Source organism: Arcticibacter sp. (genome assembly GCF_045629565.1).
Classification (GTDB): domain Bacteria; phylum Bacteroidota; class Bacteroidia; order Sphingobacteriales; family Sphingobacteriaceae; genus Arcticibacter.
The window spans coordinates 15,882-33,671 of the sequence record NZ_JAZQRL010000115.1 but is presented as its reverse complement, the minus strand read 5'-3'; the positions used below and the strand labels follow the sequence as shown (position 1 = coordinate 33,671).

General features: G+C 44.5%; 18 protein-coding genes. 15 read left to right on the top strand and 3 right to left on the bottom strand.

Annotated elements, in window-relative coordinates; all coding sequences use genetic code 11:
• Positions 1-116 precede the first annotated feature (116 nt).
• Together ACKI5J_RS16070 and ACKI5J_RS16065 are read right to left on the bottom strand one after the other, a co-directional pair.
• Positions 117-1,349: an exo-beta-N-acetylmuramidase NamZ domain-containing protein gene (locus ACKI5J_RS16070; protein ID WP_407430505.1), complete on the bottom strand. Its 1,233-nt coding sequence runs from the start codon at positions 1,347-1,349 to the stop codon at positions 117-119.
• Between the two features lie 181 nt (positions 1,350-1,530).
• Complete coding sequence (locus tag ACKI5J_RS16065; RefSeq protein WP_407430504.1) at positions 1,531-3,009, bottom strand: glycine--tRNA ligase; 1,479 nt, start codon at positions 3,007-3,009, stop codon at positions 1,531-1,533.
• 141 nt (positions 3,010-3,150) lie between these two features.
• Here ACKI5J_RS16065 and ACKI5J_RS16060 point away from each other — a divergent pair, with 141 nt between their 5' ends.
• The 11 genes from ACKI5J_RS16060 to ACKI5J_RS16010 all read left to right on the top strand — a co-directional run bounded on the left by ACKI5J_RS16060 (position 3,151) and on the right by ACKI5J_RS16010 (position 12,818).
• Positions 3,151-3,867 carry an ATP-binding cassette domain-containing protein gene (locus ACKI5J_RS16060; RefSeq protein WP_407430503.1) on the top strand — a complete coding sequence of 239 codons (717 nt, stop codon included), beginning with the start codon at positions 3,151-3,153 and terminating at the stop codon, positions 3,865-3,867.
• Between the two features lie 70 nt (positions 3,868-3,937).
• Positions 3,938-4,522, top strand: a complete 585-nt coding sequence (locus ACKI5J_RS16055; protein ID WP_407430502.1) for a hypothetical protein — start codon at positions 3,938-3,940, stop codon at positions 4,520-4,522.
• A 97-nt stretch (positions 4,523-4,619) separates the two neighbouring features.
• Positions 4,620-5,243, top strand: a complete 624-nt coding sequence (locus tag ACKI5J_RS16050) for a sterol desaturase family protein (protein WP_407430501.1) — start codon at positions 4,620-4,622, stop codon at positions 5,241-5,243.
• Positions 5,244-5,311: 68 nt separating this feature from the next.
• Positions 5,312-5,821, top strand: coding sequence for an outer membrane beta-barrel protein (locus ACKI5J_RS16045; protein WP_407430500.1), 510 nt, complete (start codon positions 5,312-5,314; stop codon positions 5,819-5,821).
• A gap of 3 nt (positions 5,822-5,824) precedes the next feature.
• The gene (gene gldF, locus ACKI5J_RS16040; protein WP_407430499.1) at positions 5,825-6,553 is read left to right on the top strand and encodes a gliding motility-associated ABC transporter permease subunit GldF; all 729 of its coding nucleotides are present in this window, start codon (positions 5,825-5,827) and stop codon (positions 6,551-6,553) included.
• The gene (gldG, locus tag ACKI5J_RS16035; protein WP_407430498.1) at positions 6,547-8,226 is read left to right on the top strand and encodes a gliding motility-associated ABC transporter substrate-binding protein GldG; all 1,680 of its coding nucleotides are present in this window, start codon (positions 6,547-6,549) and stop codon (positions 8,224-8,226) included. The genes gldF and gldG overlap by 7 nt, the downstream gene beginning before the upstream one ends.
• 128 nt (positions 8,227-8,354) lie before the next feature.
• Positions 8,355-9,479 carry a DNA polymerase III subunit beta gene (dnaN, locus tag ACKI5J_RS16030; RefSeq protein ID WP_407430497.1) on the top strand — a complete coding sequence of 375 codons (1,125 nt, stop codon included), beginning with the start codon at positions 8,355-8,357 and terminating at the stop codon, positions 9,477-9,479.
• Between the two features lie 298 nt (positions 9,480-9,777).
• Positions 9,778-10,467: a DUF4397 domain-containing protein gene (locus ACKI5J_RS16025; protein WP_407430496.1), complete on the top strand. Its 690-nt coding sequence runs from the start codon at positions 9,778-9,780 to the stop codon at positions 10,465-10,467.
• Positions 10,468-10,607: 140 nt separating this feature from the next.
• Positions 10,608-11,327 (top strand): DUF4397 domain-containing protein, encoded by a 720-nt coding sequence (locus ACKI5J_RS16020; RefSeq protein WP_407430495.1) that lies wholly within the window; start codon positions 10,608-10,610, stop codon positions 11,325-11,327.
• Positions 11,328-11,435: 108 nt separating this feature from the next.
• The gene (locus ACKI5J_RS16015) at positions 11,436-12,113 is read left to right on the top strand and encodes a DUF4397 domain-containing protein (protein ID WP_407430494.1); all 678 of its coding nucleotides are present in this window, start codon (positions 11,436-11,438) and stop codon (positions 12,111-12,113) included.
• A gap of 69 nt (positions 12,114-12,182) precedes the next feature.
• Positions 12,183-12,818 (top strand): DedA family protein, encoded by a 636-nt coding sequence (locus ACKI5J_RS16010; protein ID WP_407430493.1) that lies wholly within the window; start codon positions 12,183-12,185, stop codon positions 12,816-12,818.
• Here ACKI5J_RS16010 and ACKI5J_RS16005 read toward each other — a convergent pair.
• Positions 12,742-13,680 carry a zinc dependent phospholipase C family protein gene (locus tag ACKI5J_RS16005; RefSeq protein ID WP_407430492.1) on the bottom strand — a complete coding sequence of 313 codons (939 nt, stop codon included), beginning with the start codon at positions 13,678-13,680 and terminating at the stop codon, positions 12,742-12,744. The genes ACKI5J_RS16010 and ACKI5J_RS16005 overlap by 77 nt on opposite strands.
• Before the next feature lie 187 nt (positions 13,681-13,867).
• Here ACKI5J_RS16005 and ACKI5J_RS16000 point away from each other — a divergent pair, with 187 nt between their 5' ends.
• The 4 genes from ACKI5J_RS16000 to pheT all read left to right on the top strand — a co-directional run bounded on the left by ACKI5J_RS16000 (position 13,868) and on the right by pheT (position 17,779).
• The gene (locus ACKI5J_RS16000; protein ID WP_245925502.1) at positions 13,868-14,101 is read left to right on the top strand and encodes a zf-TFIIB domain-containing protein; all 234 of its coding nucleotides are present in this window, start codon (positions 13,868-13,870) and stop codon (positions 14,099-14,101) included.
• 95 nt (positions 14,102-14,196) lie between these two features.
• Complete coding sequence (rpsT, locus tag ACKI5J_RS15995; RefSeq protein WP_106293664.1) at positions 14,197-14,451, top strand: 30S ribosomal protein S20; 255 nt, start codon at positions 14,197-14,199, stop codon at positions 14,449-14,451.
• Between the two features lie 175 nt (positions 14,452-14,626).
• Positions 14,627-15,325 (top strand): DNA repair protein RadC, encoded by a 699-nt coding sequence (gene radC / locus ACKI5J_RS15990; protein WP_407430491.1) that lies wholly within the window; start codon positions 14,627-14,629, stop codon positions 15,323-15,325.
• Positions 15,326-15,379: 54 nt separating this feature from the next.
• The gene (gene pheT / locus ACKI5J_RS15985; protein WP_407430490.1) at positions 15,380-17,779 is read left to right on the top strand and encodes a phenylalanine--tRNA ligase subunit beta; all 2,400 of its coding nucleotides are present in this window, start codon (positions 15,380-15,382) and stop codon (positions 17,777-17,779) included.
• Positions 17,780-17,790: the final 11 nt, after the last annotated feature.

The following is a 17,790-nucleotide window of genomic DNA, read 5'->3' as shown; positions in this document are numbered from 1 at the left end:
ATATCGCTGTGATTGTTCCCGGAGATAAATGTGGAATGCAAAAGAGCCGACATCGAAAGATGGCGGCCCTTTTTATAGGTGTTCTCAGCAATAATGTATGCTGAGGCAAGTCATCATTATTTGTCTGCGTATAGCAGGTATTTTTTCCTCATCTGTTTAAATGCTTTCAGGCCAGGTTCCCATCTTTTACGAATCTCTGTTTCTGATTTCCCGGCAATAATATCTTCTCTCAGACTCGCATTGCCAGATCTGAAGTCGAAGCTGCCAACTGCAGGATGGAGGGTGTGATCGAAAAATTTCTCCTTGTCAGGGAAAGCATTGTACATTTCGATTAGCCAGGACAGGTTGATTTGTCCCGTCTCCCGAAGGATGTTGGTATCGTAGTTTCTGAGATCTATTCCGTAGCAAACAGTGTCTTTATACAGTGGATTTTCACTCATGCCTTTTATGCCAACGGGTTTGAATGAGAACGTGTACTTCCCTTTTAATTCAGGTGCGCCGAGAACAGTGAAGGGCATGTATGTTCCTCGTCCGTAGTTGATCATAGTGCCCTCAAATAAGCACATGGAAGGATAGAGGAGAATGGATTGCTGTGTGTTAAGATTAGGGGAAGGATTTACCGGAAGATTATAAGGCATGCTATGGTTGTAGTTTGCCACCTTGATGATGTTGAGCTTGCACTTTGGGTATTTGTCCATATATCCTTCGCCGTTGAGCATCAGGGCGAACTCCCCGATAGTCATGGCATGGGTGATAGGGATCTTATGCTGCCCGATACCTGATTTGAATTTATCTTCGAGAATCGGCCCATCAATGAAATATCCGTTTGGATTCGGGCGGTCAAAAATCATCAGCTCTTTGCCGTTCTCTGCGCAGGCTTCCATAACGTCTTCCAATGTATTGAGGTTGGTGTAGAACCTGCAGCCGACGTCCTGAATGTCAAAAATTACCAGGTCGACATCTTTCAATTGTTCTTTTGAAGGCTTCCTGGCTTTTCCGTATAACGAAAAGATGGGAATGCCGGTTTTTGCGTCTACTTCGTCATCAACATGATCTCCATTACTGGCATTTCCCCTGAAACCGTGTTCTGGTCCGAAGACCTTAACAATCTCTATGCCGTGGCTTAGAAGGCTGTCGACACTGAGTTTGTTGCCGATGATGGATGTTTGGTTGGCCACCATAGCTATTCTCTTACCTTTCAGGTAGGGGAGGTATTTTTCGGTTTGGTCTGCGCCGGTGATGATGTTTTTAGCTTCTTTCGCTTTGAGGGTCTTAGTTTGTGCAAATGACCCTGAATTGAAATTTAGAAAGAGGCTTAAGGCGAATAAGAGTAAGTTGATTTTTGCCATGTCGTGAATTGATCTATTCTTCGGTATAAGTAATTGACTGTATATACTAAGCTACGTAATTAAGATGAATATAGCAATGTGATGCCGGTTTTAGATAGATAACGCATAAACCTGCATTTGTGGATAATAAAATGGGCCTGGTACAATCGTCACAGGCCCATCAAAATGTGCTTCGTATTGGTTACGAAAGCAGGTTTCTCCAGCTTACGCGCTCTCCGATAATCCTTTCGAGTTGATCAGCCGGAACCCGCTCTTGCTCCATAGAGTCGCGGTGACGGATCGTTACGGTGTTGTCTTCCAGAGACTGGTGGTCTACGGTGATGCAGAAAGGAGTACCGATGGCATCCTGCCGACGGTAGCGTTTTCCGATGGCGTCTTTTTCTTCGTAGGTCACATTATGCTCCAGCTTAAGCAGGTTCATGATTTCCCTGGCTTTCTCAGGCAAGCCGTCTTTCTTTGTTAGCGGGAAGATAGCCGCTTTGACCGGCGCAAGGGCAGGGTGAAGTCTTAGAAGTGTACGGCTGTCTTTTTTCTCTTCTGTGCTGATATCTTGTTCTTCAAACGCGTTGATCATGGTCAGCAGGAACATACGGTCAAGACCGATGGAGGTTTCAATCACGTAGGGAACATAGTTTCCGTACGGTTTGCCTTCTTCGTTCAGGTCATTATCGAAGTACTGCATCTTTTTGCCTGAGAACTCCTGGTGTTGGGTCAGGTCGAAATCAGTACGGCTATGGATACCCTCCACTTCTTTGAATCCAAACGGGAATTCAAATTCAATGTCGGTAGCTGCGTTGGCGTAATGCGCCAGCTTGGTATGGTCGTGGAAACGGTACTTCTCGGGTGAAGTGCCCAGTGCCTGGTGCCATTTCAGTCGAGCTGTTTTCCAGTAGTCGAACCATTTTTTATCTTCTCCCGGACGTACGAAGAATTGCATTTCCATCTGTTCAAACTCACGCATGCGCATGATGAACTGACGGGCAATTACTTCATTACGGAATGCTTTTCCGATCTGTGCGATGCCGAAAGGAATTTTCATGCGGCCTGACTTCTGCACGTTCAGGAAGTTTACAAATATTCCCTGAGCCGTCTCCGGACGAAGGTATACTTCTTCACTTCCTTCGGCCATAGCGCCAAACTGAGTGCTGAACATCAGATTGAACTGGCGTACTTCTGTCCAGTTGCGGGTTCCTGAAACCGGACAAGCGATTTCATGGCTGATGATCAGGTCGCGCAGCTCGCTCAGGTTTTCTGATTTTAGTGCGGCGTCCATATCAGCCTGCAGCTGATCGGCTTTATCTTGTTTGCCGTCTTTTTCATAACGGGCAATTTTGTCTTCTAAAAGCTGATCGGCGCGGTAACGTTTTTTGGAGTCTTTGTTGTCGATCATCGGATCGTTAAAGCCATCCACGTGTCCGCTTGCCTTCCATACTTTTGGATGCATGAAAATTGCGGCGTCGATGCCTACAATGTTTTCGTGCATCTGCACCATGGCTTTCCACCAGTATGTTTTAATATTGTTTTTTAACTCAGCGCCCAGTTGCCCATAATCGTAAACAGCACTTAAGCCATCATAAATTTCGCTGGATTGAAATACGAAGCCATATTCTTTGGCATGGGAGATCACATTTTTAAAGATCTCGTCGTTATTTTTACTCATGATGCTACAAACTTAATTTATTTATACGATTTTCATATACGGACCGAAATGTTTGTTTAGCCGCAAAACCCGCCGGGTTTACTAAATTAGCGGGATATCCGTGGATCTCGTGCCGACGGTATATGATTTTCCTAAATATATATGAGTATTGTAGTTAAGGATCTCACGAAGGTTTATGGTGAGCAGAAGGCGATAGATAGTATTTCATTTTCGGCGAACAAAGGAGAGATCCTGGGGTTTCTGGGGCCCAATGGCGCCGGTAAGTCCACGACGATGAAGATACTTTCCTGTTTCCTGCGGCAGACTTCCGGAATTGCGGAGGTTAACGGGTTTGATGTAACTACGCAGGGGACGGAAGTGCGTCGCAGCCTGGGATATCTTCCGGAGCATAATCCCCTTTATCTGGATATGTATGTGAAGGAGTCGCTGGGCTTTATTGCCCGCATTCATAAGGTTGAACCCAGGCAAAGCCGGATAGGGGAGATTATCGGGATGGTTGGACTGGGGCGGGAACAAAATAAGAAGGTGGGACAGCTGTCTAAAGGTTACCGCCAGCGGTTGGGAATCGCGCAGGCTTTGATCCATGATCCTGCAGTGCTGATATTGGATGAACCTACATCGGGGTTGGATCCGGCACAGCTCGTTGGGCTCCGTGCTTTGATACGTGAACTGGGAAAGGAAAAGACCATTATTTTCTCGACACATATTATGCAGGAGGCTGAGGTCTTATGTGATCGTGCGGTTATCATTCATGAGGGCAGGATCGTCTGCGATTCCATTCTATCTGACTTGTTAGCGCGTTACTCAGGACTTAAGTTAGAGGATATATTTCTTAAAATCATTGCACAGGGCGCTTAAAAACGTCAACAATTCAGGAGTAGTTGTGTTAGTAGTGTGACATCTATATTATTCACTAAATAACTACACTATGAAAAATCTATTTCTATCTATCGCCTTAGCATTGGTTACCAGTTTGGCGACCGCGCAAATTACGACACCTCAAACGTCATCAGCCTCTCAGGAAGCAGCAATTTCTCAAGGGAACTGGATGATAGGTGCGGGCCTCGGATCAACTAATTATAATTTTGATACCGAAACATTTAATATTAGCGTGGAGCCGAGAGCGGCTTACTTTATCACAGATAATATTGCTGTGGGTGCGCAGGTGAAGTTGGGGCTAACTGCTTATGATGGTGGATCTACGTTTGAGTACGGTGTGGCACCATTGGTAAGATATTATTTTCCGGAAGGCGCAACGCCAACGAGCAGATGGTTTGCTGAAGGTACTGTAGGAATAGGTGGTAGCCATATGAAAGATAATGATAGTGACGAACCGGTTTCTCTCCTTATCGGTATCAGCGGCGGTTACGCACACTTTGTGAGTCGTACTGTTGCGTTGGAGGCTGCACTTGGTTATACCTATAACAAGTCAGACGTCGGGGCCGATTCGGGAATGTCTGGGCTTGGTCTGACACTCGGCTTTAATATTTATCTTCCGGGACAATCCAGATAATTGGCATCATTGTTTTTGCATGATAGTCCCGGTCTTTAATGATTTGGGCTTAGCTTTTAATTTTGCCTGAATTTGTATTCACAGCGAATGGAGTTTCATGAAAAAGAATTTTGTATCTAACTCGCCGGAATCTGTCCGGATGTTTAAAAATGGATTTTTGGAGAGTGCTTCGAAAGTCCATTTTTATGTACCATTATTGATTTATGTTCCCGCTATCGCGATCCTTTCATGGCAGTCTTTTGATGCGAAAAGACTGCCATTGTCTTCTTTTACATGGTGGTTTATCATTGGGCTGTTCGTCTGGACGCTTACTGAATATGTGCTGCATCGTTTTGTGTTTCATTTTCATCCCAGATCGGCACTAGGGCAACGACTACACTTTATTTTTCACGGTGTGCATCATGACTACCCGAATGATCGCAAAAGACTGGTAATGCCGCCTTCAGCGAGCATACCCATGGCCTTGATTCTGTACTATTTATTTGCCCTGGTGATACCGAACCAGGCGATGTTTTCTTTTTTTGCAGGCTTTCTGCTGGGATATCTGATTTATGATATGTCGCATTATGCGCTTCACCATGCGAACTTTAAAAGCCCTTTCTGGTTGAAATTAAAGAAGCACCATATGCTCCATCACTACTCTGATCCGACAAAAGGTTATGGCGTGAGTTCTAAGATCTGGGATAAGATCCTTGGATCTGACTTTGTGAAAAAGAGGTGATTGCTGATGCTTCAATTTTAAATTTTGTCTGCGTTTCAGATAAGATTGATTTACTTTGTACTACAGATATGAAAAGATTAGTCATTGGCTTGTTGTTTGGATTTATAGCTCAGGTTTCAACTGCCCAGCAAACTTCGAATACTCCGTATCCTGTGAGGCCGCGTGTTAATCTCGATCTGGAGGTTTCGTTTCCTGGCGGTGATTATGGTGATCTGTTTGATGTAGGTTTTGGAGGAGCGGGCGGACTGGATATTCCTGTAACCAGGGCTCTGTATGCAACGGGTAGCGCCGGGGTTACCTCTTTTTACAGAAAAGATTCTGAAACGCGGACATATATACCCATGAAGGTCGGTGCCAAATACTACTTTTCAAGGATGATTTACGGCCAGGCCGAAATTGGCACCAGCGTAGGTGTACAGCAAGGTGCGGGAACTGCATTCATTTTTGCGCCGGGGGCCGGAATATCTTATCCTGTTACGGAGCGTAGCTCTGTGAATATGGGTGTGAGGTATGAATCGTGGTCTCGCGACGGAGGAAATATCGAGCAGCTGGCTCTTAAAGTGGGCTACCAATTCTAAACGATGCTTGCTGTATTCATAAAAGAGTTTTCAGCTTTTTTTAGTTCCCTTGTTGCCTATATCGCTATAGGTGTGTTTCTTGTGATGACGGGTTTATTTCTTTGGGTTTTTCCAGACTCCGGGATCCTCGATAATGGCTACGCGACGCTGGATAGCCTGTTTGCCCTTGTCCCTTATCTTTTTATGTTTTTGATCCCTGCCATTACCATGCGCTCTTTAGCAGAGGAGAGAAAAGATGGGACTTTTGAGCTTCTTGCCACCCGTCCATTAAGTGATGCCGAGATCATCAGCGGGAAATTTCTGGCGTCTCTGGGTGTAATTGTTTTTACGCTCCTGCTTACGATCATTTATTATTTTACCGTGAGGACGCTCAGTGTGCCGTCTGGCGAGGTGGACTCTGGTGCTATAGCAGGGTCTTACATTGCGCTTGTCCTTTTGGGCGCTTCTTTCGTGTCAATAGGGATTTTTGCATCTTCAGTGAGTAAAAATCAGATTGTTTCTTTTTCACTGGCTGTGTTTCTTTGTTTTTTTTCTTTCAGTGGATTCGATTCGTTGAGTAGGTTAATTTCCATGCAAGCCGTAGATGCCTTTGTAAGCTCACTCGGAATCAGTGAGCATTATCAGTCATTGGGCAGGGGCGTGGTCGACTCCAGGGATGTACTCTATTTTGTATGTTTTAGCGCCTTTTTTTTGATGTTGACTAAGACGGTTTTGGGAGGCAGGAAGTGGTAAAGAGGCGTCAGAAAGATATAGTCAGTCTATTTGGGCTGATCGCTGTTGTCCTGGTTTTATCCCTTGTCTCTTCGCGATATTTCGTACGTCTGGATCTTACCTCCGACAAGCGGTTTACGCTTTCTGATGTTACCAAATATGAGCTCGATCATCTTGATGATCAAATGCAGGTGTTGGTCTATCTGGAGGGTGATTTTCCGGCGGGATTCAAGCGGTTGCGGAATGCTATCAACGATCTGATGATCGATTATCGTTCATTTTCGGGCAGGAAGCTGAATTATGCGTTCGTTAACCCGACGGAAGGAGGCGAACAGCAAAAGAGCAGCTTGATGCAGGACCTTAGCGCCCGTGGTTTAATGGCGACGAATTTAAGTGTGAAGACAGAAGAAGGGTTTTCGCAAAAGATTATTTTTCCGTCTGCCCTGATACGTTACCAGGGAAGGGAAATAGCTGTCAACTTTTTGCAGTCGCGGATGGGAGCGTCGCCCGAAGATGTATTGAATAATTCGATACAGAATCTTGAATATGCTTTTACAAGTGCTATCCGAAAGTTGAAAAAGAACGGCCGGCAAAATATTGGTTTTACAGAAGGACATGGCGAACTAAGCGATCTGCAATTGGCAGATGCGATGGGTTCGCTGCAAAATGCCTTCCAGGTGGGAAGAGTTGACCTACGGGATATCAGTCTGCAGGGAATCGAAAAGCTTTCTTTATTAATCATTCCTAAGCCACAGACGGCTTTTACAGAGGCCGAGAAGTTTAAGCTCGATTATTTTATTGGTCGTGGCGGAAGTGTTTTGTGGGCGATAGATCAGGTAAATGCGGAGCTTGACAGTCTCAGAGGACAAGGGACGCAGCTGGCGTTTGTTAAGTCGCTGAATCTGGATGATATGCTTTTCCGGTATGGACTGAAGTTGAATTACAATTTGCTGGCGGATATGAACTGTGCTCAGATTCCGCTGAAGGTTGGAGGAAGCAGCGGGGGGCAGGCGCAGATGCAAATGGTTCCCTGGATGTATTATCCGCTGTTTGTTTCGGTAAGCCAGCATCCGGTTGTGAAGAATATTGAGGCTGTGCGATCTGAATTTGCCGGTACGATTGATACGCTACCTCTCAGGGGAGTGAGGAAAGAGGTGTTGCTAAGCTCATCTCCATTCAGCAGGGTGCTCCAGGTTCCTGCGTTAATATCCCTGCAGCAGGTGGAGCAGGAGCCCGATCCGGAGCAGTTCAGGGGAGAGCCTCTTATCACGGGTATTGCGTTGGAGGGAATTTTTCCGCAGGTCTTTGAGAACAGGGCGGTCCCGGAGGGCGTGAAGGGAAATATTTCGGGGGAAGTGGCTTTACCCGCTAAAATGATCGTGCTCTCTGATGGTGATATTTTAAAAAATCAGGTCAGTACGCAGGATCAATCGCCCTTTCCACTGGGTTTTGACCGGTTCAGCCAACAGCAGTTTGGGAACAAGACTCTTTTGATGAATATGGTTGACTATCTTACAGATGATCCTTCGATCATTGCGCTGCGGAGCAGAGAAGTGAAAAGCTATCTGTTGGACCGGGCGAAAATAAAGTCTGAAAAGGTCAAATGGCAAGCCCTGAATGTCGGATTACCGCTAATCATACTGTCCATGACGGGGCTGATGGTACACATCTATCGTAAAAGAAAATATTCCTGATAGAAGGCGTTGTTTGAAGGTTTAATTTCTTGTTTCATGGAAATTCTTTCCTATTTTTGATGAATGCTGGTGTAGCCTCTTTGTGCTAGATGTTCCGGCTATAAAAATTAAAAATATCCAATCAATATATGAGATTTATAGTTTCGACTTCGACCTTATTAAAGCAATTACAGGCAGTAAATGGCGCATCAAGCAGCAGCACTGTTCTTCCGATACTGGAAAATTTTCTTTTTGAGATAAAAGACGGAATTTTAACCATCTCCGCGACCGATCTGCAAACCAGTATGACCACGTCTCTTCCTGTTGAGTCGAAAGAGGAAGGCAAGATTGCCATCCCGTCAAAGATTCTGCTGGAAACATTAAAGACTTTACCGGATCAGCCTATCGCGTTTAATATTGATGACTCTACTTTCGCTATTGAAATTAATGCGGGAGACGGGAAATACAAGCTTAGTGGTGAAAATGGCGATGATTTTCCGAAAATCCCGAGCGTTGAAAACGCCTCTTCGGTGAGCTTGTCTGCTTCGGTACTGGCGGAGGCGATCAATAAAACCATATTTGCAGTGAGCAACGACGAGTTGCGTCCGGCTATGACAGGCGTATATTGCCAATTGACACCAAGTAACTTCACTTTCGTTTCTACTGACGCACACAAACTGGTAAGGTACCGTCGTTTTGATGCGAAAGCTGAGCAGGCAGCGTCGTTTATTTTGCCAAAGAAAGCGCTTACGTTGTTGAAGTCTTCTTTGCCGACTGAAGATGTTGCTGTTTCGATTGAGTATAACAATACAAGTGCTTTTTTCCGTTTTGGGAATATTAATCTGATCTGTAGACTGATAGATGAGCGTTATCCTGATTACGAGGCCGTTATTCCGCAGAACAACAACAACCGTATGACGATTGACCGCGCTTTGTTCTTGAGCTCTCTGCGCCGTGTGGTGATCTTTGCGAATAAGACCACGCATCAGGTCCGTTTGAAAATTACCGGAAGTGAGCTGAATATATCTTCGGAAGATATCGACTTCTCCAATGAGGCTCACGAGCGTTTGAGCTGTCAGTATGAGGGCGAAGACTTGGAAATCGGTTTCAATGCGCGGTTCCTGATCGAGATGCTTAATAACTTGAGCGGAGAAGAAGTTACTCTTGAGATGAGTACCCCTAATCGTGCGGGACTGCTTGTTCCGCAGACGAATGACGAAAATGAGAACGTGCTGATGTTGGTGATGCCTGTAATGCTGAACACTTATGCATAGTTTTATATACATTTCAACATGTTGCGTTAATCTGGCAAGGAACGGCTGCCGAGACTTGTAGAGATTGTCAACGGAAATTGTTGAATAACAAAGCGTTTAATGTAAAAAAACGGAAATGGGAAACTATTTCCGTTTTTTTTATGCTTCTGATTATCAGTACGAATGACTTGGGCAGGAAGGTGCATCTGCGGGTTGTGGTCTGATAATTGAATAATGCGGGTATTTGATAACCTGCAATGGGACTATATGGCGGGAAAGATAAGACGCACAGCAGTTCCGGAGCATAAAATGTACAACTATGAAAAAACAGAACACATTAGGTAAATTTTTACTATTCGCTGCGGCGGGCATCACATTAGGTTTAAGCTCATGTTCGGATGATGATATTTCAACAGGAGAATCAGTAAACGTAAAGATCGTTAACGCTGCTGAGTCGTCTCCGGCACAGGATGTATTCATTGAGGATGTGAAGGTCAATAGTTCAGCCTTAGGATATCTGGAGTCTACCGACTATATTACGACTACCAATTCGGGCAATAACAGAAAGATCGAGGCTCGCACATCAGGTTCTGCGGATGTATTCGCTACAGAAGAAGAAGATTTGAAGTCAAACAGAAATTATACTTTCTTTTTAACCGGAACCGGTTCTTCAGCCGACATTGAGGTTACAGAAGATGATCTGTCTGTGCCAGCTTCAGGTAAAGTGAAGGTTCGCTTCGTACACGTAAGCAGCATGAGTACTGTTTCAGAGAAAGTTGATATTTATAGCGGAAATACGAAGATTGCAGCAGGCGTAGAGCGTGGCGATGTGTCCAGGTTCCAACAGATTGACGGTGGTATCACAACTATCGGTGTTTTGACAGCTGGAAGTACAGATATGAGTGCCATTAAATCTTTAAGTATTCAAAACCTTACTGCCGGTAAGATTTATACCATATTGATCTACGGAAGTACGGAGGTTAACGCAAGAGTGATCTCTCATAATTAATTTTTATTCATCTATCTATTTCAAGGTCCGGCCACAAAAAGTGGTCGGACTTTTGATTTTATATAGCCGGCTGTATCGTTTCTTATATAGCGTGCGTACTTTAATTAACATCAATAGCGTACAATAAAAAGGATTATACTATGAAACTTTTCGATTTACTACCTAAGAAAAACAGGTTTATGTCTATGGGCCTGACGTTGCTTGCTTCGGCAACATTATTATCTTCGTGTTTGAAGAATGATTCTGATGATTATCAGGGTCCTATTTCAGCGGTTAGCTTTGTGCATGCAGCGGCGTCTCAACCCTCCGTAGAGGTATTCGTTGACGGCAGGCCATTTTTTAACTCAGCGGTTCTTTATGGCGAATATTCCCCATACTACACTGCAGGGTCAGGTAACCATCTCTTCCAAACTGCAATCGGCGGGACAAATCAAAAGTTGTCGGACAAGACTTATGCTCTGGAAGAAGGGAAGTATCACACTATATTCTTTGCTAATAAAGTTGAATCTGATTCTTTGGAGACGGTAGTGACTGTCGATGATCGTACGGCTCCTGCAACCGGTAAGGTGAAAGTCAGGTTCGTACAGCTAAGTCCAACTAATGAGGAATATGACCTGTATTTACAGGGAGGACGCTTGCTTTCTGACGCCAAAGCCTATAAGGAAAGCAGTGAGTTCACTGAGATAGATCCTGCCAAGTACAAGTTCGCCGTGCGCCTTGCCGGTGCTGCTGAGGATAAAGTGGTGACCGCCGAAGTGGACGCAGCGGCTGGAAAGTTCTATACCGTTGTATTAGCTGGAAAAGCATCGATACCGGCAGGTACTACTGGTGCTTTGAAAGCATTCGTTTTGGTGCAATAAGATGGTCAAATGTTAAAAGGAAAGGGCGAAAGCCCTTTTTTTATGAATTTTTATTCTAATCTGCGGCCCTGTCCTTACCTTTATTGAATGAGGTACAATGCGTTCCCTATGAAATATGTCACCTTAATTCTCCTGGCGATAACATTAACGTCCTGTCTGGAGGGAGATGATGATTCTTTCCGTACGACATCGGATGTTCTGTTTGTGAATGTTTATAACGACGCTGCTGGTGGGGTAGAGTTCCGGGTAGATAATCGTGAATGGGCTTACGGCTATAGGTCTTATGATAATGATACGGTTGATGGCTATCATGCTTTCTATTCTGGTGATGTGACGTTTTCGGCCTTTGCTTCGGGATCTGGCTCGGATCAGGCTATTGCCAGTAGTAGCCAAACGCTGAACAGGGATACTGATTACACTGCTTTCCTGACAGGAAAGTCGGGTGATGGGAAGATGGTATTCCTGACAGACACGCTTAGTACGCCTGCTGGCGGAAAGGCTTTGATCAGATTTGTGAACCTGAGTCCGGATTTATCCAAGGCAGATATCAAGGTTGCAGATAGCGGAGTTATTTCTAATCTGGATTATTTGACTGCCGGTTACGCCATAATTGACACCGGTGCTACCGTTGTACGGGCATATCGGGCTGGTGAAACGGTAGCGGCTGCAACGCTCAACTTTGAGCCATTGCCACTTGGCATTTACACGATGTATACGAGAGGACTGTCGGGTAGGAGCGGAAGAGATTCACTTGCGATAAGTTATTTTTTACAGCCCAGGAGATAGCGTAACAAAATCAAGCAGACAGGAGGATAATACAGACATATTTATACTTTTGCAAAAACATATAACACTTTGGAACTTATTCAGACCCTAATAGACTTTATCCTTCACATTGACAAGCACCTTGTAGAAATAGTAAGTGAATATCAGACCTGGACATATCTGATTCTATTCATCATCATCTTTGCGGAAACCGGATTTGTCGTCACTCCCTTTCTTCCCGGAGATTCGTTGTTGTTTGCTGCGGGAGCTATCATTGCCCGCCCTGAAAGTGGCTTGAATATCGTGCTGATGATGGGCTTATTGATTGTTGCAGCTATCTTGGGTGACTTGGTAAATTACCATATAGGTGACTATGTAGGACCAAAAGCGTTTAGCGGAAAATATAAATTACTTAAAAAAGAGTATCTGGAGAAAACCCAGAATTTTTATATCAAGCACGGTGGTAAGACGATTATCTACGCACGTTTTGTACCGATCGTTCGCACATTTGCCCCTTTTATAGCGGGTATTGGCACCATGAGTTATGGTCGGTTTGCGTCTTACAACGTGATAGGCGCTTTTGCCTGGGTCTGTAGCTTTTTGCTCATCGGTTATTACTTTGGTGGATTGCCGATTATCAAGCAAAATTTCACTTACGTGATTTTCGGAATAATCGTCGTTTCTCTGATTCCTCCTTTGATTGAGATTTTGAAGAAGAAAAAGTAAGATCTGGTTGGCCTGCATCTACCCAGGCGGAGAACCAATAACTTCCCGTTTTTTTAATTGCGGCCCGCATTTGTTGTTCTACCATGCCGTTGAGTGCGTTGTGAAAGGCTTCTGAGTACTCGCTGGAGTATTGCTTGGTGACGATTCCGTTGCGTTCAGAGAAGCTGTGTTTTTTATCTGAAGGAAATGAGTTACTGAGAGTTGCTTCGATTGAAAATACACTATCCTTGTATTTGTGAGAACTTCTGGCGATGATCCAGGCTTCCTTAAGTGGATCGGCAATATATTCAGCGCGACCGACAAAATAATTATATTTCTCGCTGAACAATTCGGGTAAGCGGCTTTCCCAAAAACCATGTATCCCCGTTTGTTTGGTAAGCTGGCCGTTATAGTTCCATGTAACGTGTAAGGGTACATGAGCATCTGCTATGTAGTGTCCGAGATTCGCGGAAATGCGGAGGATCGCGATGGAATCTTTACGCTCGAATGCCTTGACGAGAGAATAGTATGTTCTTTCAATTTGCCAGGGAACGGTGCCGTAGGTGGCCAGGGTGTCTTCGGTGTACTTGGCTACAGCATCCTTCCATCGTTGAGGTAAACTATCGAAGGGAGAGTCGCCATAGCGTTCAGTGTCGAGGAAATGGCGGGGACCCTCGTGGACATCGGCATACCGCCGCTTGTCGGGATCTGTGGAATGTTCAGCAAGATAGTCTGCGTTGTTCTTGTAGAAACGGATCATCCCTGCAGGCAGGGTAAAGACTGCCATGCGGTTGATACGTTTATGAGCGAAGAAGCCCCAGGAGGTGCACAACGTCAGTATAAGGGTACAGCATACGAGCGACAAATACGGTTTGCGATTCATGTAAGAAGTTCAAATCCCCGTGTACGTTTTATGCGATGATGTATGCTGTTAAAGGTAAGAATTCTCTTATCGTATTTTAATCGTTACAGGGTACGAAGGATTATTTCTTTGCGTTTCTTTCTTTAACATTTACACCAAATAACCAAAGATTACGATGAAATGTCCTAGTTGCAATGAGACTCTGCTAATGAGTGAAAAGAATGGCGTCGAGATTGATTATTGTCCGAAGTGCCGTGGAATATGGTTAGACCGCGGAGAGTTAGATAAGATCATTGAACATTCGGCGAACCATTATTCCAGGAAAGATAATTACGAAAGTGACTACAAACGGTATGGCTATAATGAGTATGATAAGGACTATGATAAGCGGTATCCGCACAAGAAGAAGAAGTCGTTTCTGAATGATTTTTTTGATTTTTAACAATAAACCCAAGAAAATTACTCAGCCTGTTTGATTATTAAATATATACGGTTATATTTGCAGTCCCAAAAACAGGAACGGAAAAAAGCTTACAAATGGCAAATCATAAATCATCGATCAAGAGAATCAGATCAAACTCAGCGAAGCGCTTACGTAACCGCTACCAGGCAAAAACTACCCGTAACGCTATAAAGACATTACGCAGTGCTACAACAAAAGAAGACGCAGCTCCTCTTTTGTCTAAAGTAATCTCTATGCTGGATCGTCTTGCTAAGAAGAATGTTATTCACAAGAACAAAGCGTCAAACAATAAATCAAAGCTTACAAAGTTTGTTAGCAAACTAGCTTAAGTTTTATATAGGCTATTCTTCTTTAAATAGTAGTTGAAACCACAGAAGCTTGAATGTTGTATTCAGGCTTCTGTGGTTTTTGTGTTTCTCTCAGGTTTGTGTGTTTTATTCTATGCGGATCTGCTATTATGCTTAAGATCATTTTTTCTTAGAAAGTGTATATCTAGTTTTCGCTATGGAAAGCTACGATACAAAGATCACGATCAAGTCATGGGCAGAAGAAGACAGGCCTCGCGAGAAACTTGTTGCGCAGGGAAGGAGAAGTCTTTCTGATGCGGAGCTGATTGCTATTTTAATAGGGTCAGGAAGTAGATCGGAGACGGCGGTAGAGCTGAGCAGGCGAATCCTTGCATCCCTGGAGAATGATCTGGAGAAATTGGGGAAGCTGTCTGTTTCTGAGCTTTCCAAGTTTAAAGGAATTGGCGAGGCTAAAGCCATCAGTATTATTGCTGCTCTTGAGCTCGGGAGGAGAAGAAGGGAAAGCAGCACCAGCCGTCCCGATCAAATATCGTCCAGCAGGGATGTGTATGAACTTTTGAAGAGGCAATTCTCTGATCTGAACCACGAAGAGTTCTGGATTGTGCTTTTGAACCGCTCGAACAAAGTGTTGTCCAGGCATCTGATCAGCAAAGGAGGACAGGCCGGAACGATAGCGGACCCGAAAATAATATTTCAGACAGCGCTGGAGAATCATTCTGCCAGCATCATACTCGGTCATAACCATCCTTCGGGCAACGTCAAGCCGAGTCAGGCGGATCTTCAGCTTACAAGGAAGTTGAAAGACGCAGGCGATCTTCTTGATATATCTGTATTGGATCATCTCATATTCACAGACTCCGGTTATTTAAGTTTCGCTGATGAGGGTTTGATGTAATTACGGTTATTTTGCTGTATTTTCTATCTTTGTGCTTTATTAGTCGATAATTAAATGAAGATTTCATATAACTGGTTAAGTCAATTTATTCAAACATCCAAAACGCCTGAAGAGATATCACTGATTCTGACGGATATAGGTCTGGAAGTGGAGAGCCTGGACAAAGTGCAGGCCATTCCCGGGGGACTGGAAGGGCTGGTGGTTGGATATGTGAAGGATTGCGTTCAGCATCCGAATGCTGACCGGTTAAGGATCACCAAGGTGGACGTCGGGCGAGCTGAAGATCTGCAGGTGGTATGCGGCGCTGCGAATGTTGCTGCGGGGCAGAAAGTGATCGTGGCTACGGTAGGCACAACGGTTTATCCCGTAACGGGAGAGCCTTTCAAGATCAGCAAGTCGAAGATACGCGGTGAGGTTTCGGAAGGTATGATATGTGCGGAGGATGAGATTGGGTTGGGGCACTCACATGAGGGAATTATGGTGCTGGACGAATCAGCGGTTCCCGGAACGGCAGCAGGAGTGTTTTTTGAAATTAAAGACGATTATCTGTTTGAAATAGGTCTTACGCCTAACCGGGCGGATGCGGCTTCTCATCTGGGAGTTGCACGGGACCTGGCAGCATATCTGCGTAAAGAGATTACGATGCCGGATGTTTCCGGATTTAAGCCGGATAACCTTAAGTTGCCTATACCTGTTGACGTGATGAATGACGAGGCATGTCCGCGTTATTCTTCTTTAACAATCACCGGCGTTCAGGTAACTGAATCTCCGGAATGGCTGAAGGAAAAACTGCAGGTCATAGGTGTACGTCCTATAAATAATGTTGTGGATGTAACCAATTATGTATTACATGAACTTGGACAACCTTTGCATGCTTTTGACTCATCCGCTATTACAGGCGGGAAGGTGGTAGTAAGGAATGCGGAGGATGGGGAAGAGTTCGTTACGCTTGATGGAGTGACGCGGAAGCTGCACCAGGATGACCTGATGATCTGTAATGCAGAGAGACCGATGTGTATTGCCGGGGTTTTCGGAGGAGCTGAATCGGGTGTTAAGGAAACCACCACTTCGGTATTTTTGGAAAGTGCGTACTTCAACGCTGTGTCTGTGCGTAAGACATCAAAGCGGTACGGACTGAAGACAGATGCATCTTTTCGTTTTGAGCGCGGCACGGACCCTGAAATGACGGTCTATGCACTTAAGCGTGCGGCTATGCTGATCAAAGAAGTTGCAGGTGGGGAGATTTCATCAGAAATCGCCGACTTTTATCCGAACACGGTTAGTCCTTTCGCTGTTTCTCTGAGCTTCTTGCGTACGAATCGACTGATCGGTGAAGAAATTCCGAAGGAAACTGTGAGAGATATCATTGAAGCTCTTGGTATTCGTGTGGTTTCGGAAAGCTCAGACGGATTGGAACTGGAAGTGCCTTCTTACAAAGTAGATGTTACCCGGGAGGTGGACGTGATTGAGGAGGTTTTGCGGATCTATGGTTATAACACTATTGCTATTCCAACCCAGATCAGGGCGTCAATGAACTATGGAACCAAGCCTGATAAGGAAGCTGTCAGAAATCATATTGCCGAGTTGCTGAGTTCTAACGCATTTTCGGAGATATTGACCAATTCGTTGACTAAGTCTGCTTATTCGGATTCGCTGGAAACTGCAGTGAAGATATTGAATCCTCTGAGCAGTGATTTGGACGTCATGAGGCAAAGTTTGCTTTATACAGGATTGGAGGCGATAGCATATAACCAAAACAGACGAAATGCTGATCTGAAGTTTTATGAATTCGGTAAAGTCTATGAACAGCAGGCGGCAGCCTTTTCGGAGACTCAGCGCCTGTCAATCTTTATGACGGGTGCGAGACAGTCTGCACAGTGGAATCACGATTCGAAACCAGTGAGTATATATAACCTGAAAGCGGTTGTGGATGCTGTCATGAGAAGATTGAATGTAAAAGGGCTGAGTGAAGCGGAATTCAGCTCTGCGTTCTTCAGTCAGGCTTCACAATATAAGAAGGGCGACAAAACGCTTGTTTCCTTTGGTTCAGTCGCCAAGAATGTACTGAAGAAAATGGATATTGAAAATCCGGTTTATTATGCTGATTTTGACTGGGATATGGTTCTGAAGGCGATTCGTAAAAACAAGATCAGCTATCAGGAGGTTTCTAAGTTTCCGGCAGTAAGGAGAGATCTGTCGCTTCTTATAGACCGGACTGTAACTTTTAGTCAGTTGAAGCAACTGGCCTTCAGGACGGAGAAATCCTTACTGAAAGAGGTAAATGTGTTCGACGTATATGAGGGGGATAAGCTTCCTGCGGGAAAGAAATCATACGCGATTAGTTTTATGCTGCAGGATGAAGAAAAAACGCTTACCGATAAACAAATAGATTCGGTAATGAATAAATTAATCTTTACTTTCGGGAAAGAAGTTCAGGCAGAAATCAGAAAGTAGCGAGGTTTGAT